Source organism: Deltaproteobacteria bacterium (assembly GCA_016875225.1).
In the GTDB taxonomy this organism is placed as follows: domain Bacteria; phylum Myxococcota_A; class UBA9160; order SZUA-336; family SZUA-336; genus VGRW01.
In genome coordinates this window covers 1-25,858 of sequence record VGRW01000053.1, presented here as the reverse complement: position 1 = coordinate 25,858, position 25,858 = coordinate 1, and the positions used below count along the sequence as shown (strand labels likewise).

Here is a 25,858-nt window from a genome sequence, read left to right as displayed (position 1 = left end):
TCAACGCCTGGCTGCAGAACTTCCGCCGCGTCGTCACCCGCTGGGAGTACAAAGCCCAGAACTACCGAGCATTCGTCCAACTCGCCTGTATCTGCATCATGCTGAGACAATTTTGAGACTGCCTCTAGTATGGCCGACCTGCAACGGTGACCCGGGAGGTCGATGAGCGATGATTCGGCTCCTGACGCCCAAAGACGGCGAGCTCTTGCGCGGGTATCTGTACTTGGCGCTCTATGTACCGGAAGGCCAGGAACCGTTCCCGTTGGATGTGCTTCAGGAGCCGGCAGTCGCGCGATTCGTCGTTGGCTGGGGACGCGACGGTGACCTCGGGGTACTGGCGAGTGACTCTACTGGTAGTGACATCGGTTCTGCCTGGCTCCGCCGGTGGGCAGGCAGTCATCGGGGCTATGGATTCGTTGCCAACGACATCCCCGAGCTCAGCATGGCCGTTCGCCCCGCGCATCGTGGACGCGGAGTCGGCACGGTCATGCTTCAAGCACTTCTCGGCAATACGGACGAGCGCGGCTGGAGCGTCTCTCTGAGCGTGCACCGTAAGAATCCGGTGATCCGGCTCTATCAGCGCTGTGGATTTCGCGAGCATGAGGAGCACGGAGACTCCGTTACCATGCTCCGCCGACCACCCGAGAAGGATGCACGGGGCGGCCGAACAAGGTGTAGGAGCTGACGGTCGGCGCCGTGTGTCAGCTTGGGGCGCGGGCCGCAGTGAATCGCCCGCGGGTTCCCCGGAGGCTCGTTCGGTTGAGTCCCGCGCTTTGATCGAGCTTGCTTGCGTCCAGTAGTACGTGACGTCGAGCTCGTCTCGCGGTGCTTCTACGCATTGATCACTTCCGCGTTCTCGGTACTACTGCCGGTACCGCCGCGTCAGCAGATCCTGCCGCGTCTCGAGCGGGACTTCCTGACCGCGGATCCACATCCGCTCGGCCCAGGTGGTGACTTCGAGCGGGTCGCCGTTCCAGACCACCAGGTTCGCGACCGCGCCGGCGCGGATCGTCCCGGTGTCGGCAATGCCGAAGACCGCGGCGGGCACGCGCGTGATCGACGCGAGCGCCGCGTCGTAGGGCAGGCCGGCGGCGACCGCGTTTCCCGCCGACTGGCGCAGGCGGTGCGCGAAGTGGGGGCTGCCGAGGTCGGCGAGGATCACGCGCACGCCCGCAGAGTGCAGCAGCGCCGCGGAGTCGGGCCGACTGCGCAGCGCGCTGAAGCTCGAGGGCAGGTCGGCGAAGGCGTCGAGCGCGACTGGGATTTCGGCGCGCGCGAGCTCTCCCGCGACGAGCCACGCCTCGGCGCCGCCGACGATCACCACGCGCAGCGCGTACTCGTTCGCGAGCTCGATCACGGTGAGGATGTCGGAGGCGCGGTCGACTTCGACCGCGACGATCAGGTCGCGGGCGAGCGCGCGGTCGAGCACGTCGAGGTCGGCGGCCGAGATCGAGAGAGCGCGCAGCTTGTTGGTGAGGAAGGGGCCGCGGTTGCCGCGGTACAGGCGCGCGTCGGCGAGTGACTCGCGCAGGCGCAGGAACGAGGCGGCGCGCGCGCCCGCGGGCGGCGGGCCGGTGGCGGCGAGCGGCGCGCCGATCTCGACGCGGAGTGCTGCCGAGCCGCGGCGCAGCCACTCCTTCTCGGCCAGGTCGACCCAGGCGGCCTGGCCCGAGATCTGCCCGCCTTCGGGCATGACGAGGGCCGACGTGATTCCGCCCGCGCGCGCGATCGGCACGGTGAGCGAGGCGGGGTTCCAAGTGTCGGCCGCGCGCAGCGCCGCGCGAACCGGGTCGGCCGACGGGGGAAGCGTGGCCTCGACGCTCGCGGACTCGAGCTCGACGTCGAGCGTGCCCAGGCGCGTGCCCACCGCGACGAGCCCGGGCGTGATCACCATTCCCGACACGTCGATCACGGTCGCGCCGTCGGGCGGGCGCAGCTTTGCGCCCACGGCGTGCACGCGCGCGCCGTCGATAACGATCGTCGCGTTCTCGAGCGGCGGGCCCTGGCCGGTGTGGACGGTGGCGCCGACCAGCGCTATCGCCATCGCGAGCGCCTTCACTTCGCACCCCGCAGGCCGAGCTCGAAGTCGGAGCGCGGCGGGCCGGGGTTCGCGCGCTCGTACACGCGCCGGCCCTCGATGTAGACCTGCTCCGCGCGGGTATACACCGAGAACGGATCACCCGACCAGACCACCAGGTCCGCGTCCTTGCCCGGCTCGAGCGTGCCGACGCGCGCGTCGACGCCGAGGATCCAGGCGGGGTTCGCGGTGATCCAGCGCAGCGCGGCCTCGCGCGACACCGCGATTCCCGCGCGACTTCCCGCGGCCATCGCCTTGGCGGCCTCCTGGTTCAGGCGCTGGATGTCGTAGGGCGAGTCGGAGTGCAGCGCGACGCGCACGCCCGCCTCGTCGAGCAGCGCGGCGTTCGCGGGCACCGCGTCGACGAGTTCCATCTTCAGGCCCGCCCAGTCCGCCCAGACCACCGCGCCCACCCCCGCCTGCGCGAGCCGGTCCCGGATCTTGTACGCCTCGACCGCGTGGTGGAACGCGCGCGGCGCGGTGCCGAACTCGGCGAACAGGTCGAGCCGCACCAGCATCTCGTCCGCGCGGTAGCAGTGGTTCTGCGCCAGGATCTCGCCGGCGAGCAGCTTCGCCAACGCGTCGCTCGCGAAGTCGCGCGGCTTGCCGGCCTCGACGCGGTAGGCGCGCGCGTTCTCGAGCTTCTGGCGCAGCAGCGCGACCTCGGCCATTCGCGTCTGCGGCTCCGCGCCCTTGGCCTGGCCGTACAGACGCATCGGGTTCTCGCCGCAGGCGAGCTTCATCGTCGTGGGCGCGCCGGGCATGCGCATCTCGCGCGCCGAGAGCGCGGGCACGAGTCGCAGCGTCACGCCCTGCCCGCCGACCAGATTCGCCGAGCCGGGCAGAACGTGGATCGAAGTCACGCCGCCGGCTAGCGCGCGCTCGATCGCGGGGTCCTGCGGCCAGAACGAGTGCTCGGCCTGGATGTCGGGCTTGAACGGCCCGGTCATCTCGTTCCCGTCTGCGTTCGAGGTGGTCGCGGGCATCGAGTACACGCCCAGGTGCGAGTGCGGGTCGATGATCCCCGGCGTGATCCAGCGCCCGGCGACGTCGATCGCCTCGACTCCCGCAGACGCGGCAAGCTCCGCGCCGACCGCGGCGATCCGGCCGTCCCGCACCAGCACGTCGCCGCGTTCGATCGTGGGGCCGGCCGCGGTCATGATCGTCGCACCGCGAAGCAGGATCGGCGCAGCCGCGGGCGCCGGCTCGACCGGCGCGCGGCTCGCGGCGGCGGGGACCGACTCGCTCTTCAGCGACGCAAGACCGCCGCAGCCGAGCGCCGCGACCGCGAAGACCAGAAGTGCCGTCACCCCCCGGAGCATCGGCGCGATTCTAGCGCCGAGCGCGCGCGGAACGAGGCGCGCCCTTCCTAGTTCCGGCCGGTCTCTTCGAGCCAGCGCGAGTGGGACTCGGCGAGCGAGCGCACGAGCTCGGGCTGCTCTGCCGCCAGATCGCGAAGCTCGGTGCGGTCGGCCTCCATGTCGTAGAGCCGCCACGCGAGCGGCTCTCTCTCGCTGTCCCAGACGAGCTTCCACTTGCCGCGGCGCACGGCGCGGTTTCGCGACCACCGCCAGAACAGCTCCGCGGGCGGCTCGACCGTTCCGCCGCGCAAGAGCGGCGCAAGGCTTCGGCCTTCGAGATTCGCGGGCGACTCCGCCCTTGCGAGCTCGAGCAGCGTGGGCGCGACGTCGATCACGTGGCCGATCTGGCCCGTCTTCGCGTTCGGCGCCACGCGCCCGGGCCAGCGCACGATGAACGGCGTGCTGATCCCCCCCTCGTCGACCCAGCTCTTGTAGCGGCGAAACGGCGTGTTCTGCGCCGAGCCCCAGGCCGGCCCGACGGAGGTGTACGTGTCGACGAGGCCGGGCTGCGCGGTCGGATCGCGTCCGCCCGGCTCCTCGGGCGAGCCGCCGTTGTCGGACAGGAACACGACCACGGTGTCGTCGGCGATTCCGAGCGCGTCGAGCGTCGCGAGCACGCGGCCGATGCCCTGATCCATCCGGTCCACCATCGCGGCGTAGGTCGCCATGCGCAGGTCTTCCCACTCCTGGTTCGCGTCAGCCCACGCGTAGCTCTGCGGGTCGGTGGGAGCGAGCGCCCAGCGCGGGTCGAGCAGGCCGAGCGCGAGCTGCCGCGATTGCCGCTCGCGGCGCAGCTCGTCCCAGCCACGCGCGTAGCGGCCGCGGTAGCGCGCGATGTCCTCGGGCGGGGCCTGCAGCGGGTAGTGCGGCGCGGTGAAGGCCAGGTAGACGAAGAACGGCCGGCCGTCGCGCGCGAAGCGCTCGATCGTCTCGACCGCGTGCGCGGCGTAGGCGTCGGTCGCGTAGAAGTCGGGCGGGAACGATTCGATCGGCGTCTCGTTGTGCGCGAACGCGCGCATACGGCCGCCCTTGAAGCCGGGATCGGGCCGGGTCGGGTCGAAGTAGTTCCCCGCGCCGCCGAGCAGTCCGTAGTACTCGTCGAAGCCGCGCTCGTTGGGCCGCGCGCCGCCCTTCCCGCCCAGGTGCCACTTCCCCGTCATTCCCGTCTGATAGCCCGCGGCGCGCAGGGACTCGGCCAGGGTCGGAAACGCGCGCGGGATCGAGTCGCCGCGGCCGCGCGGGTACATGCCCGAGAGCAGCGACGCGCGCGTCGTCGTGCACTTCGCGTTGTCGTAGAACTGCGTGAAGCGCAGGCCCTCGTCCGCGAGCCGCTGCAGGTTGGGGGTGCGGATCTCGCCGCCGTAGGGGCTCGTGTCCGAGTAGCCAAGGTCGTCGGCCAGGATCAGGACGATGTTCGGGCGCGGCGGCGCGGGCGCGGACGGCGCGCCAGAGGGGGTACCGCAGGCGGCAGTAAGAAGGGCAAGCAGGGCGAATACGAGCTTCATGGACCCCCGGAGGCGGCAGGGTACCGAAAGGCCGGTGAGCGGGCTCACTCCGCAACCGCTTCCTAGCGGTCGGGTTCAAAGTGTCGGCGAGCCACTTGGCTCGCGAGGTGGCTGTGAAGCTGCGTGGGGCTCTCGCGGTTCTGGCGCTCGGGCTGGCCGGGTCGACGACGGCGATCGCGGGCCCGCCGCCCCCGCCGGACTGGCATCCGGGCCCGCCCCAGGTCGTGTACGCGCCCGCTCCCGCGGTGGTCTACGTCGAGCCCGTGCCGCTCCCGCCGCCGCGGCCGATCCCGGTCGCGCTCCGCGTCGTGTACGCGCCCTTCTACGTCGCTGGTCTCACGATCCGGTACGGCTTGTACTACGGGATCGTCGTTCCGCTCGAGGTCTTCGGCCGCGCGCTCACCTTCGGGTACGAGGGCGGCGTCGAGGACCGCGAGGGAAGCAAGGATGGACACCGATGACTGACTCGCTCGATCGCAGGGTCTCTCTCGCGCTTCTGATCGCGCTTGCGCTCGCCGCGCATCCCGCGGCCGCCGAGGACGACCAGAGCTCCGCGCTCGGCTTCGAGCGCACGCCTCCGCGCCTGGCGTTTACCGACGGCGAGGTCTCGTACTGGCGCCCCGGCGACGAGGACTGGACCGCCGCGCGCGTCAACACTCCGCTCGCCGAGGGCGACGAGCTCTCGACCGGCGCCGGCGCGAACCTGGAGCTGCAGATCGGCGCGCGCGCCTTCATGCGCGCGGGCGAGGCCACACAGCTCGCGCTCGGGTCGCTCGAGCCCGACTACCTGAAGCTCGAGGTCCTGAACGGAACCGCAGCGCTCGACGTTCGCGAGCTCGGGTCCGGCCAGACCTTCGAGATCGACACGCCGAACGCGGCGTTCACGATCGAGCGGCCGGGCTACTACCGGATCGAGGTCGCGGACGACGCCACGAAGTTCACCACGCGGCGCGGCGGCCAGGCCGTCGTGCAGACCAAGGGCGGCCTGCCGAGCTCGGTGGCCGCGAACGAGCAACTCGAGGTCCGCGGCACGGACGAGCCGGTGCTCGCGAGCTACGGCGCGCCGTCGCTCGACGACTGGGACCGCTGGAACTACTCGCGCAGCGACCGGCAGAACGCGCCGCAGAGCGCGCGCTACGTGCCCGCGGGCGTCTACGGCGCCGGCGATCTCGACGACTACGGCGCGTGGCGGACCGTGCCCGCGTATGGCTCGGTCTGGGTGCCGCGCGTGGCGGTCGGCTGGGCGCCGTACAGCGCGGGCCGCTGGATCGACGACCCGTACTACGGCTGGACCTGGATCGACGATGCGCCCTGGGGCTGGGCGCCGTTCCACTACGGTCGCTGGGTCCGGGTCGGCGGCTACTGGGGCTGGGCGCCGGGTCCGCGCGTGGTGCGCGCGTACTACTCGCCCGCGCTAGTGGCGTTCTACTCGAGCCCGAGTGTCTCGGTGAGTGTGAGCTTCGGTACGCCGTATCTCGGCTGGGTGGCGCTGGGCTGGGGCGAGCCGGTCGTCCCGTGGTGGGGGCCGCGCGGCTGCCGCGGCGCGCCGCGCTGGACCGGCTGGGGCGGCCCGCGCGTGGTGAACAACGTCGTGATCCACAATCACGTGCACATCGACGCGCGGCACATCAAGCACCACGAGCACTGGGGCCGGCACGGCGCGGCGGTGGCGGTGGAGCGCGGCCGCTTCGGCCGCGGCAGCGTGAAGGAGGCGCGGATCGCGCGCTTCGACTCCGCGAAGCTCGCGCCCGTGCACGGCCGCGACCTGGGCGTGCGCCCCGACCGAAAGGCGCGCATCGCCTCGGAGCCGCGCGGCACGCGGCCGTCGCGGGAGATCCGCGAGCGGCGCACCGTGACGCGCGAGAACATCGGCGCGCCTCGCGGCGAGGCGCGCGCGAAGCGCGAGGCGCAGGTCGAGCGCAGCGGGAACGAGCGGCGCATGCGCGCCGCGCCGGCCGCGCCGCCCACGCGGATGGCGCGCGCGGAGCGCAGCGATCGGAACGAGCGGACCGAGCGGCGCGCGCCCGCTGCGCGCCCGGAGCCCGCGAAACGGGAGCGCACGCGCGAGCGCGCGCCGGCGCCGCCCAGCTCGACCCGGGCGCGAAGCCGCGACGTGACGCGAGAGCGCACGCAGACGCGCGAGCGACGCAGCTCGGTGTCGGAAGCGCCGCGCGGCAACGGCAATCGGCGGCGTGAGTCCTCGGCGGCTCCGTCCGCGCCGAAGCCGCGCGCGCAGGCCGCGCCGCGGGCGCGCGAGAACACCCGTGAGCGCGCGCGTCCTCGGACCGAGCGGCGCGAGCGCGCGGCCGAGCCAGCGCGGCAGCCCCGGCAGGAATCCCCGCGCGGCAGCTCGCGGCGCGAACGCACGCAGGAGCGCGAGCCCACCGCGCCGCGCGGCGAGAAGGGCGGCTCGAGCCAGGGCCAGGACGGCCGAGGCGACGGCGGCGGGTGGGGCTCGCGACGCGGCTAGTCGCGACCCCGCTCCGCGCGCGACGCCCCGTCGATTCGTGCTAGACCTGCGCGAAGCGAATCTCGCGGGAGCCACTCGATGCGCCGACGGGTCTGGGTCTGGGGAATCCCAGCGCTGCTCTACGCGTCGTTCGTGTTCTGGTACACCGATTTCGGTGGGCCGCTCCGGCCGGACGAGATCGCCAGCGTTCTCGCCAAGCTCGAAGCGAACGGCGCGGGGCCCGAGGGGCTGGCGAAGATCCGCCGCTTCATGGAGACGGATTCGGGCCGGCAGTTCCTGATGGTGAACCTGATCGACATGAACGAAGACCCGCCGGACGTGCCGGGAGCCGAGCCAGGGGAGTCGGGCTGGCAGCTGATGGACCGCTACATGGAGCACATGTACCCGCAGCTCTTCATGCGCGCGTGCCACCCGGTGACGATCGGCGACGCGGTCCACACCGCGATGGACGTCGCCGGAATCGAGGGCGCGGAGTCCTGGGACGCCGCGGCGCTGATGCGCTACCGGAGCCGGCGCAGCCTGATGGAGATCGTCACGATTCCCGAGACGCTCGGGCGCCACGAGTTCAAGATGGCGGCGCTCACCAAGACGATCGCGTTTCCGATCGAGACACGGCTGTTCCTCGGCGACCCGCGGCTTCTGCTCGGACTGATCCTCTTCGGTGTCGCCGCGCTGCTCGAGATCACAGGCGCGCGAGCGCGCGGCTAGGAGAAGCCGAGCGAGAGCAGGTTCGGAACCGGCTGGTAGAGCTCTTCTAGATGGGCGACGTCGGCCGCGTCGAGCGAGATCTCGGTCGCGGCCACCAGCTGCTCGAGCTGCTCGACGCGCGACACGCCGACGACCGGCGCGTGGACCTCGGGCTTTCCGAGCAGCCAGGCGAGCGAGATCTGCGCCGGCGTGCGCCCGTACTTCTCGGCCAGCTTCACCACGCGATCGGCGATCTCGAAGGTGCGCGCTCCCGTGTAGAGGCTCTGGGTGCGCATGCGGTCGCCGCCCTTCGAGCGGTCGGTCGAGCCGCGCTCGAAGCCGCCGCGGTAGGAGCCGGCGAGAATCCCGCGCGCGAGCGGAGACCAGGGCGTGAGCCCGACGCCGGACTTCGCGCAGTACGGGTTCATCTCGCGCTCCTCCTCGCGGTAGACAAGGTTGTAGTGGTTCTGCATCGAGATGAAGCGCGTCCAGCCGTTCATCTCGGCGGTGAGCTGCAGCTCGGTGAACTGCCAGGCGAACATCGACGACGCGCCCAGGTACAGCGCCTTGCCCGCCTTCACCACGTCGTGCAGCGCCTCGAGTGACTCCTCGATCGGCGGCTGCGCCTGTCCCGGCAAGCCGTGCGGATGGCGGTGGATCACCAGGTGGTCGACGTAGTCCAGGCCGAGCCGCGCGAGGCTGCGATCGACCGCCTCGATCACGTGCTTGCGAGAGAGGCCGCCCTGGTTCGCGCCGCGCCCCATCGGCATCGAGATCTTCGTGGCCAGCACGTACTCGTCGCGCGGAGCCAGCTCTCGCAGCAGTCGGCCCACCAGCTCCTCGCACGCCCCGATCCCGTAGAAGTCGGCGCAGTCGAAGTAGAACAGGCCCTGCTCGATCGCCGCGCGGAAGATCGGCCGCGCGTCGTCGATGCCGAGCGTCCAGTCGCCCTGGTGCCCGCGGCCGGGCGTGCCGAAGTTCATCGTGCCCAGACAGAGCCGAGAGACGCGAAGCCCGCTGTTCCTGCCGAGTTGGATCGCCTTCAACATGCGGCGATGATACGCGCGCCCGGCGCCGCCGTCTCAGCCCGAGCCCTCGAGCGCGGCGCGGAGCGCGGGGTCGTCTCGCTTGGCGCGCTTTACATCCGCGATTCCCTTGCTCGTGTTCTCACAGCGCTGGCTCTCGATCGCGAGCGCGAAGCTCGGGCGCGCGCGCAGGCGCTGCCAGTACGCGGCGACGGCCGGGCGGCGGCCTCCGCCCCAGAAGTGCTCGCCCCAGTCGACCTCGGCCAGCCGGTCGAGGATCACCACCCAGCTCACGTCGGCGAGCGTGAAGTCGGCGCCCGCGATCCACGGCCCGCCGCTGCGCGAGAGCTGCGCGCCGAGCGCGTCGAGGTGGCCGCCCATGTGCTCGCGGCTTCGCGCGAGCAGCGCCATCGCGGGCGCGAGCCCGGGCAACCGGTGGATGCCGCGCGCCTTCAGCGTCGCGAAGACCAGCGGCCGCTGCTTGTGCGGGTGGAAGAGCAGGCCGAACAGGATCTTCCGGTACGGGATGTAGCGCACCATGGCCGCGAAGATCGGCACGGTGAGTCCCGGAACGCAGTGACCCGCCCGCAGCTCCGTGCCGTGCGTCGGGTCGTCGCCGACGAGCGAGGCGCAGTCGACCCAGGTCTGGACCAGCGCGCGCGTCTCGGGATCCTCGGGCAAGAGGGTGTGGCCGCGCTCGCCGGCATGCGCCGCGGCGTAGACGATCTGCTCGTGTGACTCGTAGACGGTGCGACCGCGGTGCACCAGCACCGGCACCGTGCCGGCGGGATTCACCGCCAGGAACGCGCGACTCACGTTCTGGTATCGGCCGGTCTCGATCAGATCGATCGGGTGGCTCAGGTACTCGAGACCGAGCTCCGCCATGCAGACGCGCACCTTCTTGGAGCAGAGCGAGAACGAGTTGTGGTAGAGCTCCCACTCCATTCGCGTCTCAGCCCGCACCCGTGAGCTTCGGCAGCAGCAGCGTCGCCGAGCCCAACACGAGGAAGAAGCCGCACATGTCGGTCACGGTCGTGAGCAGCGGCCCGGACACGAGAGCGGGATCGAGGCCCGCGCGCTTCAGCGCAAGCGGCAGGAATCCGCCGAGGCAGACGGAGACCAGGCTGTTCGCGGCGAGCGCTCCGCCCACGACCAGGCCGAGCCAGGGGTTCCCCTGCCAGAGCGCGGCCACCGCGCCCAGCAGCAGGCCCAGGCACAGTCCGTTCAACAGCCCCAGGCCGCTCTCCTTCAGGAACACGTGCCGGAACTCCTCGGGCCGCACCAGCCCGAGCGATAGCTCGCGTACGCTCACGGCGATCGCTTGGTTTCCCGCGCAGCCGCTCATGTCGCTGATGATGGGCAGGAACACCGCCAGCGCGATCACCGCCGAGAGGGTGTCCTGGTACAGCGCGATCACGCTCGCGGCCACGACGTTCAGCGCGATGTTGATCACCAGCCAGGAGAGCCTGCGCCGCGAGCGGAGCAGCAGCGGCAGCGTGCGGATCTCCTCGCCGCCGACGATGCCGGTCACGCGCAGGAACGCGCGGTCGCTCTGCTCGCGCGTGGCCTCTTCGACGTCCTCGGGCAGGACCACCCCGACCAGCCGCTTCTCGTCATCGACGACCGGCACGCCGTAGAGCCTGTGCTTGTCGAAGAACTCGACGACCTCGCCGACCGGCGCGGTTACGGAGAGCGTGAGCGGCTCGCGGATCATCACCTGCTCCAGCGCGGAGCCGCGCTCGGCGAAGAGCAGATCGCGCATGCGCAGCACGCCGACGAGCCTCCCTCTCTCGTCGATCACGAAGATGTACTGCACGTCGTAGCTCGTGTATTTCTCGCGGTTGGCCGAGAGATCGGCCAGCACGGCCGAGACACGCTGCCCGCGGGCGTAGGCGAGATACTCCTTGATCATGATCCCGCCCGCCGTGTCGCCCGCGTGCGCCATCAGCTCGCGCGCGTCGTCGGCCTCGGCGGGCGTCATCTCCTGCAGGATCGCCTCGGCGCCGGCATCGGAGAGCTCGGAGAGCAGGTCCGCCTGCCGGTCGCTGTCCATCTCGTCGACGATGGCCGCTGCCCGCGCCGGCTCGAGGTCCTCGATCAGGTCGACCGCCTGGACGTCCGGGATGTCCTCGATCAGGTCCGCCGCGTCGGCGGGCTCGAGCAGCAGGAGCAGCCGGCTCTGGTACTCGGGCTCCAGGCGCGAGATCGCGCGCGCCGTCTCCGCGGGGCCGATCTGCTCGAGGAACTCGTGCAGTCGATCGGCGTCCCGGGACTCCAGGATCTCTACCAGCTCGTCCCAGGGATTTCGTGCCAGATCCTCGGCCATGCGCAGCCTCCGCGGGCAACGATACCGTCGCCGGTGTTCGGGTCGAGCGCGCCGGGCTAGAACCTGCGCGAGAAGCGTGGGATCCTGCCGGGAATCGTTTTGGGGGTCGCGATGTACCGAGGACGGCGAGTGGCGGTGGTGATCCCCGCTTACAACGTCGCGCCGCAGATCGCCGGCGTGGTGAAGGGGATCCCCGACTTCGTGGACGAGATCGTCGTGGTCGAGGACGCCTCGATCGACCAGACCGCGCAGATCGTCGCGGGCCTGTCCGACGCTCGCCTCACGCTGCTGCGGCACGATCGCAATCAGGGCGTGGGCGCGGCGATGTGCACCGGGTTCCGGCTCGCGCTCGAACGCGGCGCGGAGATCGTGGTCAAGATGGACGGCGACGGGCAGATGGACCCGGCCGCCCTGCCCGCGCTGCTCGATCCGATCGCGGCCGATGGCTACGCCTACGCGAAGGGCAATCGCTTCCTCTGCGAGGACGCGCTGCGCGAGATGCCGAAGGTGCGCCTGGTCGGGAGCTTCATCCTGACCTTCCTGGTGAAGCTGGCCTCGGGCTACTGGCACGTGTTCGACCCGGTGAACGGCTTCCTAGCGATCGACGCGGCCATGCTGCGCAGGCTGCCGCTGGACAAGCTCGCGCGGCGCTACTTCTTCGAGAGCGACATGCTGATCCACCTGAACGTGTTCCGAGCGCGCGTGAAGGACGTGGCCATCCCCGCGCGCTACGGCGACGAGCGCTCGATGATGAGCCTGCGCCGCGTGCTGCTGACCTTTCCGCTCTACCTCTCGAGGGGATTCTGGTACCGGATCTACGAGCGACACGTGCTGCGCGAATTCTCGCCGGTGGCGGTGTTCTGGGTGCTGGGCTCGATGCTGCTGATCTGGGGCACGGCGTTCGGCGCGACCACGTGGATCCGCTCGATCGCGCTCGGCCGCGTGGCGACGACGGGCACGGTGATGCTGAGCGTGCTGCCGTTCATCGTGGGCTTCCAGCTCGTGCTGCAGGCGATCCTCGCCGAGATCCAGGACTCACCGCGGTAGGCGAGCGGAGCGTGATTCGCCTCGACCGCAGGGCCTGCGCCTTTCTCGCCGGACTCGTCGCGGTCTTCGCGCTCGCCACCGGCTTCAAGGTGCACGGATCTTCGATCGGGATCTGGAGGCCGATCCTGCTCGAGCCCGGACCGGATTCGAGCCTGCTCGCAGGCCAGCCGAGGCTGATCCGCTCCGACGAGTGGAGCATCACGACGCTGGCGATGCTCGGTCAGGTGAACTCGCGGCCGGCGTTCCCGATCGAGAATCCGAGCTGGGGCCCGGAACGCGTGCCGCTGATCGCGAGCCTGCCGGCGCGGCACTGGTCGATGCTGCTGCGCCCGCAGTTTCTCGGGCTGTTCGCGCTCGACGTCGAGCGCGGCTTCGCGTTCTACTGGAATGCGAAGGCGCTCCTGCTGCTCTCGGGCGTGTTCCTGCTGCTGCTGCTGCTCACGGAGAACGACTTCGGCGTCTCGGTGTTGGGGACGGCCTGGGTGTTCTTCTCGGGATTCGTGCAGTGGTGGTACTCGACGCCCGCCATGCTCCCCGAGCTGATCGGCTGCGCGGCGTGGGGGATCGTGGCCGCGCATCATCTCGCGCTTTCGCCGAAGCGCTGGGTCATGGCTGCGTCGGCGCCATTGATCGTGCTCTGCGCCGTGAACGCGGCGCTCGCGATCTACCCGCCGTTCCAGGTGCCGATCGCGCAGCTCTCGCTCGCGGTCCTGGCCGGCTCGCTCGCGCCGCGTCTGCTCGCGAAGCCGCAATCGGGCGACCTGCCGTTCCGCGCCGGCTGCGCGGGGCTCGCGATCGCCGCGATCGCGCTCCTGCTCGCGCTGTACGTCGGCGACGTCCGCGCGACGGTCGACCTGATGCTCGGCACGGTCTACCCGGGCGCGCGGCGATCGCTCGGCGGCGACGTCTCGCTCACGCAGGTCTTCGGCGGCTTCTTCGCCGCGCTCATGTCCGAGCAGAGCTTCCCGAAGGCGTGGCAGAACGTGTGCGAGGCGAGCGGCTTCCTGCTGCTGTTTCCGATCCCGCTCTCCGCGCTCGCCCTGCGAGTGACTCGGCGCGAGCCGGTGAGCGCGATCGAGTGGAGTCTCTGCGCCTATCTCCTGGTCACGCTCGCGTGGATGGCGATCGGCGGGCCTCGCGCACTGGCCATCGCGACCGGCTTCGGCTTCTCGCAGGGGACGCGCCCGGTGCTCGGGCTCGGCCTGGGCAGCATCCTGCTCTGCTGCGTGTTCCTGGCCCGGTCCCGCTCCGACCTGCCGCGCTCGCTCGGCGGGCGGATCGCGCTCGCGAGCGCGGGGCTCGGGCTGCTGGCCCTGCTCGGCCGGGATTTCGCGCGCGTTTCCGAGGGCGTGTTTCCGCTGGCCTGGATCGCGCTGGCGTGCCTCGTCGCCGCCGCCTCGGGCCTGCTGCTGCTCGCGCGGCGGCGCATCTCGTTCGCGGCGTTCGTGCTCGTGCCCGCGATCTGGAGCCACGCGCTCGTGAACCCGGTGGTGGTCGGGCTGGGGCCGATCCTCGACTCCGCCGCATTCCGGCAGGTCTCGGAGATCGTCGCGCGCGAGCCCGACGCGCGCTGGGCCGCGTACTCCGGGTACGCGCTCGCGAACTGGCTGAAGGCCGCTGGCGCGCAGGTCGCAAACGGCACGAAGATCGTGCCGCCGCTGGCGGAGCTGCGCGCGCTCGACCCGGACCGACGCGCCGAATCGGTGTACAACCGCTATGCGAACGTGAGCTTGATCGAACGCCCCGGCGCGCAGGTCTCGTTCGAGCTCCGCCACGCCGACGCATACACGATCGCGATCGACCCGAAGAGCGAGCTCTGGGGGACGCTCGGGGTCCGTTACCTGCTGCTGCGCTCGGAGCCGGTCGACCGCGACTTCCTGGCGCGAAACGATCTCGTGATCGCGCGTCCCGAACAGCGGCTCTGGGTGTACCGAAGGCGCTAGACTTCCGCGCGGAGGATCGATACATGACGCCATCGCTCGTCGCTCTGTGCGGCTTCGCCGCTTGGACCATGCTTCTGGTGCTCTCACTCGCCGGAGTTCGCATGCTGACGACCGCGCGAACCGGCAAGGCGCTGAACACGTTTGCCGCCGACGGCGCGGACCTGGAAGGGTTCGGCCGCCGACTCACGCGCGCGCACCTGAACTGCGTCGAGTTCCTGCCCGTCGCGGGCGCCGTGATCCTGTCGGCGGCGGTGAGCGGACGGGCCGACGTGACCGACGGTCTGGCGATGCCGCTGCTCTTCGCGCGCCTGGGTCAGTCACTCGTGCACCTCGCCTCGACCGCGCCCGCGATGGTCCTGGCGCGCGCGTCGCTCTTCCTGGTCCAGCTCGCGATCGTCGCGACCTGGATCGTCCGGCTGCTGGGCTAGGCGAATCCGATGGGCGAGCGATCGCGCGCGGTGGTCGTGTCCCGGGCCGGCGGCCCCGAGGTCCTGCAGCTCGAGCAGCGCGAGGTTCCGCGGCCCGGCCAGGGGCAGGTCCGCGTGCGCGTCGCCGCCGCAGGCGTGAACTACATCGACGTGTACTTCCGCACCGGGCTGTACCCGAGGCCCGCGCCGTTCGTGGCGGGGCTCGAGGGCGCGGGCACGGTCGAGGCGCTCGGCCCGGGCGTGACGGATCTGGCGCCGGGCGACCGCGTGGCGTGGTCGAGCGTTCCCGACTCGTACGCGGAGCACGTCTGCGCGCCCGCGCAGCGCCTGGTCCGCGTGCCGGACGGCGTCGAGCTCGACGTCGCCGCGGCCGCGATGCTGCAGGGCATGACCGCACACTATCTGGTGTACGGAACGCGCGAGACCCGCCCGGGCGACACCGCACTCGTGCACGCGGCCGCGGGCGGCGCGGGGCTCCTGCTCGTGCAGCTTCTCGCGCGAGCGGGCGCGCACGTGATCGGCACCTGCTCGACCGACGAGAAGGCCGCGCTGGTTCGCGAGGCCGGCGCGGAGCACGTGATCCGCTACGACCAGATCGATTTCGCGCCCGAGGTGCGGCGCCTGACCGGTGGCGAAGGCGTGCACGTCGTCTACGACTCGGTCGGCCGCACCACGTTCGAGAAGAGCCTCGCCTGCCTGCGCCCGCGCGGGCTCTGCGTGCTGTTCGGCCAGTCGAGCGGCCCGGTCGAGCCGTTCGAGCTGCGAAAGCTCAATGACCTGGGATCGCTCTTCGTGACGCGTCCGTCGCTCGCGCACTACACCGCGACGCGACAGGAGCTCCTGCTGCGCGCGAACGCGGTGCTCGACGCCATACGCGCGGGATCGCTGCGGATCCGGATCGGAGCGCGCTTCCCACTCGAGCGCGCCGCCGACGCGCACCGCGCGCTCGAGAGCCGCGCCACGACCGGAAAGCTCCTGCTCGAGGTCTGAGCGCCCGCGGGCGTCCTTCCGCTCAATCCCCGCACCCGGGCTGCCGACATGCGAAGGCGATGGCGAACGCAAAGGGCACCGTGGTGGTCGGGTTGGTGAAGGTCCTGCGCGGCAACCGCGAGCGCGCGGCGGCGCTGCTGCCCGCGAAGCTCGCGCACTATCTGGACGAGCGGATCGTGGTCGCGTCCTGGTACCCGCTCGACGACTACCTGGCGCTCCTGCGCACCGTGGGCAAGCTGCTCGCCTCGGGCAATCCGAACGTCTACGAGGAGATGGGCCGCAGCGCCGCGCGCGAGCACATGTCGGGAACCTACAGCCGCCTGAAGAAGGCGACCTCGCGCCAGGCGTCGTTCACGCTTCTGGCGTCGATGTACGACAGCGGCGAGCTGAAGGTGCTGGAGCGCGAGCCCGGCCACGCGCTGCTCGAGTTCGCGCGCTTCGCCTCGCCCGCGCGCGAGCTCTGCGAGACGTTCACCGGCTACCAGGCCGAGCGCATGGCGATGATGGGCTTCGAAGACGTGAAGGTCCGCCACACGCGCTGCCGCGCCGAGGGCGCCGCGAACTGCTTCTGGGACGTGTCCTGGAAGGGGCGCGAGCTGCTCTAGGGGCCCGCTTCCGCGCCGCACGCGCTATCGTGGCGGCGGCGAGGCGATTGAGGGCAGCATGATCACCGTGTATGGCACCCGCGAGACGCGCGCGTTCCGCGTGCTCTGGATGCTCGAGGAGCTCGGCGTTCCGTACCAGCACGTGAAGACCGACTTCGCGAGCGGGGCCACGCGCACGCAAGAGTTCTTGCGCATCAACCCGAACGGACACGTGCCCGCGCTCGTCGATGGGGAGCTGCGGCTCTTCGAGTCGATGGCGATCAACCTGTACCTGGCCGAGCGCTACGGCGCGGGAAGGCTCTTCCCGGAGTCACTCGAGGACCGCGCGCGCGCCGTGCAGTGGTCGTTCTGGGTGATGACCGAGTGCGAGGCGCACCTCTTCGCCGTGCTCTTCGCGCGCGGCGGGAGTCAGTTCGCGAAGTGGCGCGAGTGGACCGAGAGCGCGGAGTTCAAGGAGACGCACCCGGGGCACGTGCCTCCGGACGCGAAGGCCGCGCGCGCCGCGCTCGAGGGGCCGCTGGGCGTGCTCGACCAGGCGCTCGCGGACCGCGAGCACCTGCTGGGCGGCGGGTTCGGCGTGGCGGACCTGAACGTGGCCTCGGTGCTGGTCACGGCGCGGCTCGCGCTCTTGAGGCTCGGCGCGTGGCCGCGGCTCGACGCCTGGCTCACGCGCTGCACGAGCCGGCCCGCGCTTGCGGCCGCGTCGCGCTAGAAGTACCGATCGGGCCATGAAGTGCGGGGTCGTCGAGAAGGGTGCCGCCCGTTTCGTCGTCTGTGCCGAGCCGATCACGCGTGTCGACGACGCGCTCGACCTGGTCTCGGCCTGCATGGAGCACGGCGCGCGGGGCGCGCTGGTCGAGGCAAGTGGCCTGCCCGAGGCGTTCTTCGCGCTTCGCTCCCGCTTCGCCGGCGAGTTCGTCCAGAAGCTCCTGAACTACGGGATCCGCCTTGCAGCCGTGATCGCCCCCGACCCGGCGCGCGGCGACAAGTTCGCGGCGTTCGTTGCCGAAGCCAGACACGGGCGGCAGTTCCGGGTCTTCGACGCGCGTGCGGACGCGGAAGCCTGGCTGGCGGTGGAGTAGGCGAATGAGCGCAGCGCACGACCCGGCCCTTCCCGAGCTCGAGCTCCTGCGCTCGTACCGGGACGAGGACGAGCTCCTCGAGCGCTACCTGCGCAAGGCCGCGCAGGGAAAGACGAAGCTCGAGATCCTCGAGGCCGGCTGCGGGCAGCGCTGGCTGCTCGACCTGTCCGGGATCGAGCACACGCTCACGGGGGTCGACCTGGACGAGGCGGCCCTGTCCTACCGCAAGACCGTCTCGAAGGACCTCGACGAGGCGATCGTCGGCGATCTGCGGGATCTGCAGCTCGACGCGGGCGGCTTCGACGTGATCTACAACTCCTTCGTCCTCGAGCACATCGAGAACGCGGAGCGGGTGCTCGAGAACTTCTCGCGCTGGCTCAGGCCCGGCGGGCTGATCCTGCTCAAGATCCCCGACCGCAACACGGTCTTCGGGTTCCTGACGAACCTGACCCCGTTCTGGTTCCACGTCCTGTACCACCGGGTCGTGCTCGGCCGGAAGAATGCCGGTAAGCCAGGCTTCGGCCCGTACCCGACGCATTACGATCGCATCGTAAGCAGGCAGGGAATTCGCGAGTTCTGCGAGAGGAATCGTTTCGCGATCCGCGAGGAGCGGGGCCTGGGCACGTACGTGGTCGAGAGCCGACCGCGTGCGCGCCTGATCCGGCTCGTCACGATCGCGGTGAGCGCCCTCTCGCTGGGTCGCCTGCCCTGGAAGCACAACAACCTGACCTACGTTCTCGAGAAGGGCTGACCGGCGAGAACGCGGAGAGCGCGCATGCCGACCCTTCTCTTCGATGGCCGAGAAACCCGCATCGACGCCGCGCGAGCCGACGCGATCTGGCTTGCAGCCGATCAGCTCGAAGCGGCGACGGGATTCCACCTCGAGCCCCAGGGCTTCTGCCAGGGCGAGCTCTGCGTGCCGATCCCGCCCGGGGCAAGAACGCGCTTCGTCGACGGCTCGCGGGTGAACGTCGCGGCGATCGCAGCGCAGCTTCGCCGCCCGGTGGTCTGCGACGAGGCGCACGGCGTGGTCTCGGTCGGGCCGGAGCCGGGGTCGCGGCTGGCGGGCGCCGAGGCGCCCGACTTCACTCTCCCCGACTTCGACGGCGTGCAGCACTCACTGTCTCAGTACCGCGGAAAGAAGGTGCTGATCATGACCTGGGCCTCGTGGTGAGGCTGTCGTCATGACCTGCCGGTCTGGCAGGCGATCTACGAGGAGCTCTCGGGTCACGGCTTCGTGATCCTCGGCGTGAGTCTCGACACCGCGGGCGAGCGCGCCGCGGGGAGCTTCGCGCGTTCGGCCGAAGCGGGACCGCTGGCGCGGAACCTGCCCGCGGGCGTGAAGCTCGCGCGCGCGACCTACCCGCTGCTCCGCGACGAGCAGCACGTGGTCGCGCAGCTGTACGGAATCACGAACGTGCCGGTCGCGGTCTGGATCGACGAGCGCGGGCGGATCGTGCGTCCGCCGGAGCCCGCGGGCTCGTACGACGTGGTGAAGCACATCGACGTGAAGACGTTCGCGATTCCCGAAGAGATCACGCGTCGCGCGTCGCAGGTGCGCTCGACCTACTTCGACGCCGTGCGCGACTGGGTGAAGAACGGCGAGAAGAGCCGCTTCGCGCTCTCGCCCGCCGAGGTCGCCCGACGCGCGCGCGGGATCGGAGACGCCGCCGCGCGCGGTCACGCCTGCTTCGCGCTCGGCGCGTGGCTGTGGCGAAACGGCCAGCGCGACGCGTCGAAACGCTGGCTCGAGGAGGCCGTCGCCGCGCAGCCCGAGAACTGGGCGTTCCGCCGCCAGAAGATCGCCCTGGCCGACGACGCCGCGATCGGGAACTTCGCCGCCACGCCCGAGTTCTGGGGCGCCGTGCAGAAGACCGCCGAGGCGGGCGAGCGCTACTACGACCTGATCGACATGCCGGGGATGCCGGAGGACTAGGCCGGGAGGACATGGGGACCGAGTCGCAGGTGAGACGCCCGGCTGCGCTCGACGCGCTGCCGAGAGGCTACGCGGCTCTCTTCGAGCGCGCTGCGTCGGTGCTCGCGGCGGATCCGCGGGTGCGCGCCGTCTGGGTCTCGGGATCGCTCGCGCGCGGCGACGCGGACGCGTTCAGCGATCTCGATCTGCTGGTCGCGGTGGCGGACGCGGAATTCGATTCGTTCGCGGCGAGCTGGCGGAGCTGGCTCGCGCAGATCACGCCCACCGTGCTCGCGCGCGAGATTCCGTTCCTGCGCGGGAGCCTCTACTCGCTCACGCCCGACTGCGAGCGGCTCGACGTGGTGCTCGAGCGCGTGAGCGCTCTCGCCGTGAGTCCGTTTCGAACGCGCGAGGTCGTCTTCGATCGCGACGGGCTCGATGCGCGCGTCCCGAAGCCCGCGCCCGCGTCCGGGCCGGATCGCGCGAAGCTCGCGAGCGCGATCGAGGAGCCGCTGCGCTATCTGGCGCTGCTGCCCGCGGTGCTCGGGCGCGGGGAGCTGCTGCTCGCGCAGGAGGCCTTCGGCCATCTGCGCCGGCGAATCTCCGAGCTCTTCCTGGAGGCGAACGCGCCGCTTCCGACCACCGGCGCGAAGCACTGGCGCGACAAGCTCTCGGCCGAGCAGTACGCGGTGCTCGAGTCGCTGCCCTGGCCCGAAGCGACGCGCGAGGCGCTCGTCGAAGCGCATCTCGCGGCCGGGCGCGCGCTGCTCGCGCACGGCCGCCCGATCGCCTCGAAGCTCGGAGTTTCGTGGCCTGAGCCACTCGAGCGGGCGGTCCGCGAGTATCTGCTCCGAGAGCTCGGAGTGTCGCTGTGAGCGACCGCGGTACGCCCGAGCGCCCGAGCTGCGTCGTCGCGGTCGCGGAGCTGGCGGCCGAGAAGCGGCCGCGCTTCACGATCGCGGACGGCGTCGGGTCCATGGTGCGCAGGCTCGGCGACGCGACCGGTCTGACACGCATGGGTGTCAACCTGCGCGAGGTCCAGCCGGGCTTCTTCGGCACCCACCGCCACTGGCACGTGGTCGAGGAGGAGTGGGTCTACGTGCTCTCGGGAACGGGAGAGGTGCGGATCGGCCCGATTCGCGCGCCGGTCCGCGCCGGGAGCTTCGTCGGCTTTCCACCGGGGCCTCGCCCGCACCACTTCCTCGCGCGGGGCGATGCGCCGCTGCTCCTGCTCGAGGGCGGCGAGCGCCGCGCGGACGACCACGGCTACTACCCGGACGCGAAGCGGCGCTTCGGCGGCGGAAAGGTGGTGGACACCGACGAAGTGCTGCCCCCCGAGCAGGGCGACGCCGGGCAGTGTCTGCACATCGACGACCTCGAGCCGCGGGTCTTTCAGCACGACGTCGATCCGCTCGCGCGGCGGAAGATGCGCCGGCTAGAGACCCCGACCGGACTCGTGCGGCAGGCCGTGGTCTGGTCCCGCGTCGAAGCGGGGGACCGCTCGACGGCGCTGCACAGCCACGAGCGGACCGACGAGTGGGTCTTCATCCTGGAAGGCCACGCGCGCGCCCGCGTAGGCGATTCGAGCTTCGAGGTCGGTCCCGGCGACTTCGTCGCGCACCCTGCGGGCGGCCCCGCGCACCGGATGGAGCCGAGCGAGCCGCTGGTCTACCTGATGGGCGGCCAGCGCGACGCCGACGACGTGATCGTGTACCCGGAGGCCGGAGTCCGCCGCGTCCGCGGCAAGCTGGTCCCGGTGGGGCAGAGTTTGCGCGCGAATCGCAAGGGAGAGTGAATCTGGACACCCCGTACTTCCAGAAGCTGCGTCAGGAGGTCATGCGGCGCGGCGGGCTGCTGAACGCGCACCTGCACCTGTGCCGCTCCGGAACGCTCGACGAGACCGAGTTTCTGCTCGCCGAGGCCCCGAGCGACGGGATCTCGCACCTGTCGCTCGCGAAGAAGCACGGGATCATCCCGCTGATCCACGCCAGCTCCGGGTACGAGCGCGAGAACGTGCGCAAGCGGCTCGAGTACTACCTGGACCGGATGGAGCGCGCGGGCACGACCCGCGCCGACAACCTGGTCGACGTGACGACGGACCGCGTCGGGCTCTCCGCGCTCGAGGAGTTCCTGCGCGTCAAGGAGGAGCGGCGCGGGCGGCTGGATCTGCGCGTCGGGGCGTATACACCGCTCGGGTTCACCGACGCCGAGCCGGAGCGCTGGACGCTGATCGAGCGCGCAGGCGAGATGGCCGATCTGGTCGGCGCGCTTCCCGAGCGCGACGACCGAGCAATGTACCCCGACCACATCGGCTACGAGGAGGCCTGCCGACGCACGCTCCTGCTCGCGCACCGGCTCGGCAAGCAGATCCACGTGCACGTGGACCAGAAGAACGATCCCGACGAGAACGGCACCGAGACGATTCTGTCGATCATCGACGAGCTGGGCCTCTCGTATCCGGCGGGCGAGCCGACGGTCTGGCTGCTGCACGTGATCTCGCCGTCGCGCTACGAGGAGAGCCGCTTCGACGAGATGGCCCGCCGGCTGGCCGCGAAGAACATCGGCGTGATCTGCTGCCCGTCGGCCGCGCTCAGCATGCGGCAGCTGCGTCCGCTGCGCACTCCGACGGGCAACTCGATCGCGCGCGTGCTCGAGCTGCTCGCGGCCGGCGTGCAGGTCCGCATCGGCTCCGACAACATCTGCGACATCACCTCGCCGGCGGGAACCCCGGACCTGCTCGACGAGTTCTTCGTGCTCTCCAACGCGATCCGCTTCTACGACGTGGGAATCCTGTCGAAGCTCGCCGCAGGCCACGCGCTCGACGATGCGGATCGCGGGAAGATCCGGCGCCACCTCGAGCTCGACGCGGTCGAGGTCGCGCGAGCGCTCGCGGACCGCTGAATGAAGGCCGGACTGGACGCGAACGCGGTCGCGATCGTCGAGAGGGTGATCGTGGACTCTCCCTACGGCCGGCTGCTCGGTCTGGTGCTCGAGTCCTGTGAGCCGGACCGCGTGGTGGTTCGACTGCCCTACCGCAAGGAGCTCACCACGCTCGGCGATACCGTGCACGGCGGCGCGATCGCGGGGCTCGTCGACTCCGCCGCGACGGCGGCGTTCTGGGCGAAGTCGGCGCTCGCGCCGGGCTCGCGCGGCACGACGATCGGCTTCTCGCTCTCGTTGCTCTCGGCCGGCCGCGGCGTCGACTTGGTCGCGGACGCGCGAGTGCGCCGGCGCGGCCGCGAGATCTGCAATGGCGAGGTCAGCGTACGCGACGCGAAGGGCGCGGACGTGGCGCTCGCGATCGTGACCTACAAGCTCTCGAGCTAGGCCGCCCCGCGGCAAGCGCCGCTACGCTGCCAACTCGTGGCGCGCACCGAGGAACCATTCCCCCAGCTCGCGCGCGCTCTTGGGTCGCTGTGCGCGGTCACGCGAGAGCGCGAGAGAGAACAACGCCACGACCGCATCCGAGCAGTCCGGGCGAGTCTGCCGCAGGTCGATCGCGCGCGCGCTGCGAATGGCCTGAAGTGTCTCAGCCCCTGTACTGTGTTCGAACGGGTGACGACCGGCGATGGCCTCGAAGACCACGACAGCGAGGCTCCAGAGATCGAAGCTCTGATCCGAGCGGCCGCCGTTCAGCGCCTCGGGCGACATGTAGAGGGGCGTCCCGAGGAAACCGCTCTGAGTCCCGGTCGCATCGTCGGCGCTTCCTCCCGTCGGCGCGGAAGCGAGATTCGCCTCGCCCGCGATCCGTGCCAAGCCGAAATCGAGAAGCTTCGGGATGCCGTCGTCGGTGAATCCGACGTTGCTCGGTTTCACGTCGCGGTGAAGCAGCCCCGAATCATGCAAACGCGCAAGCACGCCGGAGAGCTCTGCTCCGATCGCGAGCGCGTCCCGGATCGGGAGCGGCCCTCTGGAAATACGCTCCGCCAGCGTCCCGCCCGCGAGATACTCCATCAGCAGGATGGGCGTGCCGTGCCAACTCTCCACACCGAAGATCAGGGCGAGATTCGGGTGGCGGACGGAGGCCATCGCACGTGCCTCGCGGCGCAGTCGAACGGAGTCCTCCGGGCTGGTCTCGGGAAGCGTCTTCAAGGCCAAGCGTCTCTCGAGGTCTAGGTCCGTCGCAAGGTATACGACCCCCATGGCCCCGGCGCCTATCCGACTTTCGAGTCGAACCTTCCCGAAGAGCGTCTTCGGAAGCCGCGAGGCCCGGAGCTCGTCCCCGCACTCGGCGCACGGCCCACGGCTGCTCGCGGCCACATGACCGCAGCCGCGACACTCGCCGGCGGAGGTCTCTTCACTCGCTCCCGGTCGCCGCGCGGACAGCGAATCGCGAAGCCGCAGGTTCTCGAGGGCCAATCCAGCCGCGTCGCCGATCGCCGAGAGGAGTCGAAGGTCCTCGCGTGAGTAGCGCAGCTCACTCTGCTTCGGTCCAAGCGCGAGGAGCCCGGTGAGCCCTCCATCGGAGCCCACCATTGGAACGAGCACTTCGGCGCCGGCGTCGGCGATCCAGACTCGTGCTTCCTCGGAGAGGCCATCGAGCGGTGGCGCCGGACGGTCGAGCGCGACGCGAAGCGGCCTGCGCTGCTCCGCCAGGAGCGCGGGCAGACGAGAAGCACTTTCGAGGCGTCGCGTGCGCCCGACGAGCGGCTGGAGTCCGCCCGAGCTCGGATCCCGGACCAGCAGCCCGATCGACTCGAGGTGCAGTGCGCGATCGATCTCCCGCGTGAGCGCTTCGGCGAGCTCGCCGGTCGAGCTTGCGCGGAGGCTGCGCTCCGCGACGTCGGCGAGGATCTGCTGGGCGTCGTAGGCCTCGCGGAAGAAGATCCGATCGATGGCTGCGACGATCCGAACACGAAGTCGCAGCGCGGCGATTCCGGCGAGGAGGAGCGCGCCGATGCGAAACATGGGCGCTCCCGAGAACAAGCTCTCGACCGTCGCGCTCCGCTCCCGGTAGACGTTCAGCAGGACCAGCGCGAACGGGATACCGACTGCGGCGGCCACGGTTCCGCGCGCGAGCGCGTACTGAGCCGCCTTGCGAAGAATCGTGCGGACCTCGAGCACGCGCTGCACGACCACCGCGTACGCAGTGACGGCCGCGATCGCGAACATCGAGATCAAGTTGAGAGGCCGTAGCACTGCCTCGACCGCGGGCCGGCGCGCGAATGCCTCGATCGTCCTCGAGACGGCGGGCAGGAGCGCGTAGGCGAAGGGCAACGCGACGGAGAACGCGAGGCCCCAGGCAAAGAGCGAGACGCGGCGGCGCTCGTCCGGAGCTGCCCGACGGGTGCGCCAGACGAGCATCACCGGCACCGGCAGCAACGGCGCGAATACGGCCGCCCAGTAGAGACTGACCGGGTTCGACCGGTCGAAGCGCGCAAGCCACGTCAGATCGCTCCGAGCGGCGAGCACGAGATTGGCGGCGATCAGTCCCAGAGCCCCGACCACCGACACGGCGATCGCCGCTCGCACCACGTTCGCGCTGCCACGGCTCTCGAGAGCGCGCGGGAAGTCGCGAAAGAACAGCCAGGCGATCGCCGGCGTGAATGCGTCGATCGGGACCGCCCGGACCGCGTGGACGCCCCGCGCAAGTGGTGCAGGCAGCGCCGCCGCAAGCGCGACGATCGGCGGGTACGCGAAGAAGACCGCGATCAGCAAACAGAGCGCGGCGAGATGCTGGATGCGCGCATCGCCCCTCGCGCCCAGCAGCAGATGCGCGGCCAGAGCGCTGAACGCCAGGATCTCGACGGCACGCTGCCAGTCCTGCAGCGAGGTGGCCCTGTGCCACTCCGCGCCAAGTGCAACTGCCGCGAGCCCCGCAAGACCGAAGAGGATCTGGACGGCGGCGATCGCACAGACCGCGGCGACCCATTCACGTCGCTTCGCCGCGCCGTTCGAACTCCTCATTCAAGGAGCATTCTAGCTCCTATCCGCAGCCGAGACCGACACCCTTGATCGGTTTGTCGGGGTACCGCCGCTTGAGCCTCTCCATGAGGGCCATCGTATCTGCTTTGATCGTGTTCCAAGCCGACTCGACAATATCTGGCGTCACTTCGCCACCCCGTGCCAGCTCTTTGCACTTGCGGCCACAGAGAAAGGCGCACCCAAGCGTCGCCCAGTCATCTTCGTTCGGTGAGTCAGGCCATTTGTCGAGGTTTTTTCTGAGGTGAGGCTCGGTGAGGTTGAATGCCTTCAGAATGACTTCGCGGCCGTAGGACGCCTCGTTCTCCAGACCAGCGTCGAACATCGACCACAGCTTGAGGACGATCCTAGAGGCAGTCTCAAAATTGTCTCAGCATGATGCAGATACAGGCGAGTTGGACGAATGCTCGGTAGTTCTGGGCTTTGTACTCCCAGCGGGTGACGACGCGGCGGAAGTTCTGCAGCCAGGCGTTGA

General features: G+C 70.6%; 26 protein-coding genes. 18 read left to right on the top strand and 8 right to left on the bottom strand.

Going from position 1 to position 25,858, the window contains the following annotated elements; translation table 11 throughout:
• Positions 1-169: 169 nt before the first annotated feature.
• Positions 170-685: a GNAT family N-acetyltransferase gene (locus FJ108_12785; GenBank protein ID MBM4336767.1), complete on the top strand. Its 516-nt coding sequence runs from the start codon at positions 170-172 to the stop codon at positions 683-685.
• 177 nt (positions 686-862) lie between these two features.
• Here FJ108_12785 and FJ108_12780 read toward each other — a convergent pair whose 3' ends face one another.
• The 3 genes from FJ108_12780 to FJ108_12770 are packed head-to-tail and all read right to left on the bottom strand — an operon-like array spanning position 863 to position 4,943.
• On the bottom strand, positions 863-2,044 hold the full coding sequence (locus FJ108_12780) for an amidohydrolase family protein (protein ID MBM4336766.1): 1,182 nt from the start codon (positions 2,042-2,044) through the stop codon (positions 863-865).
• An 11-nt stretch (positions 2,045-2,055) separates the two neighbouring features.
• Positions 2,056-3,399, bottom strand: a complete 1,344-nt coding sequence (locus tag FJ108_12775; protein MBM4336765.1) for an amidohydrolase — start codon at positions 3,397-3,399, stop codon at positions 2,056-2,058.
• 47 nt (positions 3,400-3,446) lie between these two features.
• Positions 3,447-4,943: an arylsulfatase gene (locus FJ108_12770; GenBank protein MBM4336764.1), complete on the bottom strand. Its 1,497-nt coding sequence runs from the start codon at positions 4,941-4,943 to the stop codon at positions 3,447-3,449.
• Between the two features lie 107 nt (positions 4,944-5,050).
• On the opposite strand from FJ108_12770, the gene FJ108_12765 reads away from it, so the two are divergent.
• The 3 genes from FJ108_12765 (at position 5,051) to FJ108_12755 (ending at position 8,121) form a co-directional block, all read left to right on the top strand.
• Positions 5,051-5,404, top strand: a complete 354-nt coding sequence (locus tag FJ108_12765; GenBank protein ID MBM4336763.1) for a hypothetical protein — start codon at positions 5,051-5,053, stop codon at positions 5,402-5,404.
• Positions 5,401-7,413 (top strand): hypothetical protein, encoded by a 2,013-nt coding sequence (locus tag FJ108_12760; GenBank protein MBM4336762.1) that lies wholly within the window; start codon positions 5,401-5,403, stop codon positions 7,411-7,413. Before FJ108_12765 ends, FJ108_12760 begins: the two co-directional genes overlap by 4 nt.
• Before the next feature lie 78 nt (positions 7,414-7,491).
• Positions 7,492-8,121, top strand: coding sequence for a hypothetical protein (locus tag FJ108_12755; GenBank protein MBM4336761.1), 630 nt, complete (start codon positions 7,492-7,494; stop codon positions 8,119-8,121).
• On the opposite strand, the gene FJ108_12750 is transcribed toward FJ108_12755, so the two are convergent.
• Genes FJ108_12750 through mgtE form a run of 3 tightly spaced genes read right to left on the bottom strand, consistent with a single transcriptional unit; the run spans position 8,118 to position 11,451 of the window.
• Positions 8,118-9,146 carry an aldo/keto reductase gene (locus tag FJ108_12750; GenBank protein ID MBM4336760.1) on the bottom strand — a complete coding sequence of 343 codons (1,029 nt, stop codon included), beginning with the start codon at positions 9,144-9,146 and terminating at the stop codon, positions 8,118-8,120. The genes FJ108_12755 and FJ108_12750 overlap by 4 nt on opposite strands.
• 36 nt (positions 9,147-9,182) lie before the next feature.
• Positions 9,183-10,070, bottom strand: a complete 888-nt coding sequence (locus tag FJ108_12745; protein MBM4336759.1) for a glutathione S-transferase family protein — start codon at positions 10,068-10,070, stop codon at positions 9,183-9,185.
• A 7-nt stretch (positions 10,071-10,077) separates the two neighbouring features.
• Positions 10,078-11,451 (bottom strand): magnesium transporter, encoded by a 1,374-nt coding sequence (gene mgtE / locus FJ108_12740; protein MBM4336758.1) that lies wholly within the window; start codon positions 11,449-11,451, stop codon positions 10,078-10,080.
• Positions 11,452-11,562: 111 nt separating this feature from the next.
• Between mgtE and FJ108_12735 the strand changes: the two genes are divergently transcribed.
• The 14 genes from FJ108_12735 to FJ108_12670 are packed head-to-tail and all read left to right on the top strand — an operon-like array spanning position 11,563 to position 22,788.
• The gene (locus FJ108_12735; GenBank protein MBM4336757.1) at positions 11,563-12,498 is read left to right on the top strand and encodes a glycosyltransferase family 2 protein; all 936 of its coding nucleotides are present in this window, start codon (positions 11,563-11,565) and stop codon (positions 12,496-12,498) included.
• A gap of 11 nt (positions 12,499-12,509) precedes the next feature.
• Positions 12,510-14,441, top strand: a complete 1,932-nt coding sequence (locus tag FJ108_12730) for a hypothetical protein (protein ID MBM4336756.1) — start codon at positions 12,510-12,512, stop codon at positions 14,439-14,441.
• Positions 14,442-14,464: 23 nt separating this feature from the next.
• Positions 14,465-14,869 (top strand): MAPEG family protein, encoded by a 405-nt coding sequence (locus FJ108_12725; GenBank protein ID MBM4336755.1) that lies wholly within the window; start codon positions 14,465-14,467, stop codon positions 14,867-14,869.
• A 9-nt stretch (positions 14,870-14,878) separates the two neighbouring features.
• The gene (locus tag FJ108_12720) at positions 14,879-15,859 is read left to right on the top strand and encodes a quinone oxidoreductase (protein MBM4336754.1); all 981 of its coding nucleotides are present in this window, start codon (positions 14,879-14,881) and stop codon (positions 15,857-15,859) included.
• 59 nt (positions 15,860-15,918) lie between these two features.
• Positions 15,919-16,464 (top strand): hypothetical protein, encoded by a 546-nt coding sequence (locus tag FJ108_12715; GenBank protein MBM4336753.1) that lies wholly within the window; start codon positions 15,919-15,921, stop codon positions 16,462-16,464.
• 58 nt (positions 16,465-16,522) lie between these two features.
• Positions 16,523-17,176 (top strand): glutathione S-transferase family protein, encoded by a 654-nt coding sequence (locus FJ108_12710; protein ID MBM4336752.1) that lies wholly within the window; start codon positions 16,523-16,525, stop codon positions 17,174-17,176.
• A 16-nt stretch (positions 17,177-17,192) separates the two neighbouring features.
• Positions 17,193-17,546: a DUF4180 domain-containing protein gene (locus tag FJ108_12705; GenBank protein MBM4336751.1), complete on the top strand. Its 354-nt coding sequence runs from the start codon at positions 17,193-17,195 to the stop codon at positions 17,544-17,546.
• Between the two features lie 4 nt (positions 17,547-17,550).
• Positions 17,551-18,297 (top strand): class I SAM-dependent methyltransferase, encoded by a 747-nt coding sequence (locus FJ108_12700; GenBank protein MBM4336750.1) that lies wholly within the window; start codon positions 17,551-17,553, stop codon positions 18,295-18,297.
• A gap of 24 nt (positions 18,298-18,321) precedes the next feature.
• Positions 18,322-18,720: a redoxin domain-containing protein gene (locus FJ108_12695; GenBank protein ID MBM4336749.1), complete on the top strand. Its 399-nt coding sequence runs from the start codon at positions 18,322-18,324 to the stop codon at positions 18,718-18,720.
• A gap of 15 nt (positions 18,721-18,735) precedes the next feature.
• Positions 18,736-19,482: a TlpA family protein disulfide reductase gene (locus tag FJ108_12690; GenBank protein ID MBM4336748.1), complete on the top strand. Its 747-nt coding sequence runs from the start codon at positions 18,736-18,738 to the stop codon at positions 19,480-19,482.
• Positions 19,483-19,493: 11 nt separating this feature from the next.
• Positions 19,494-20,336, top strand: a complete 843-nt coding sequence (locus FJ108_12685) for a hypothetical protein (protein MBM4336747.1) — start codon at positions 19,494-19,496, stop codon at positions 20,334-20,336.
• Positions 20,333-21,256, top strand: coding sequence for a cupin domain-containing protein (locus FJ108_12680; protein MBM4336746.1), 924 nt, complete (start codon positions 20,333-20,335; stop codon positions 21,254-21,256). The genes FJ108_12685 and FJ108_12680 overlap by 4 nt, the downstream gene beginning before the upstream one ends.
• A 41-nt stretch (positions 21,257-21,297) precedes the next feature.
• On the top strand, positions 21,298-22,362 hold the full coding sequence (locus FJ108_12675) for an amidohydrolase family protein (protein MBM4336745.1): 1,065 nt from the start codon (positions 21,298-21,300) through the stop codon (positions 22,360-22,362).
• Positions 22,363-22,788 carry a PaaI family thioesterase gene (locus FJ108_12670; GenBank protein MBM4336744.1) on the top strand — a complete coding sequence of 142 codons (426 nt, stop codon included), beginning with the start codon at positions 22,363-22,365 and terminating at the stop codon, positions 22,786-22,788.
• A 21-nt stretch (positions 22,789-22,809) separates the two neighbouring features.
• On the opposite strand, the gene FJ108_12665 is transcribed toward FJ108_12670, so the two are convergent.
• Both FJ108_12665 and FJ108_12660 read right to left on the bottom strand, forming a co-directional pair.
• Positions 22,810-25,368 (bottom strand): serine/threonine protein kinase, encoded by a 2,559-nt coding sequence (locus FJ108_12665; protein MBM4336743.1) that lies wholly within the window; start codon positions 25,366-25,368, stop codon positions 22,810-22,812.
• 19 nt (positions 25,369-25,387) lie between these two features.
• Entirely contained in the window at positions 25,388-25,708 is a 321-nt protein-coding gene (locus FJ108_12660) for a hypothetical protein (protein MBM4336742.1), read from the bottom strand.
• Positions 25,709-25,858 lie beyond the last annotated feature (150 nt).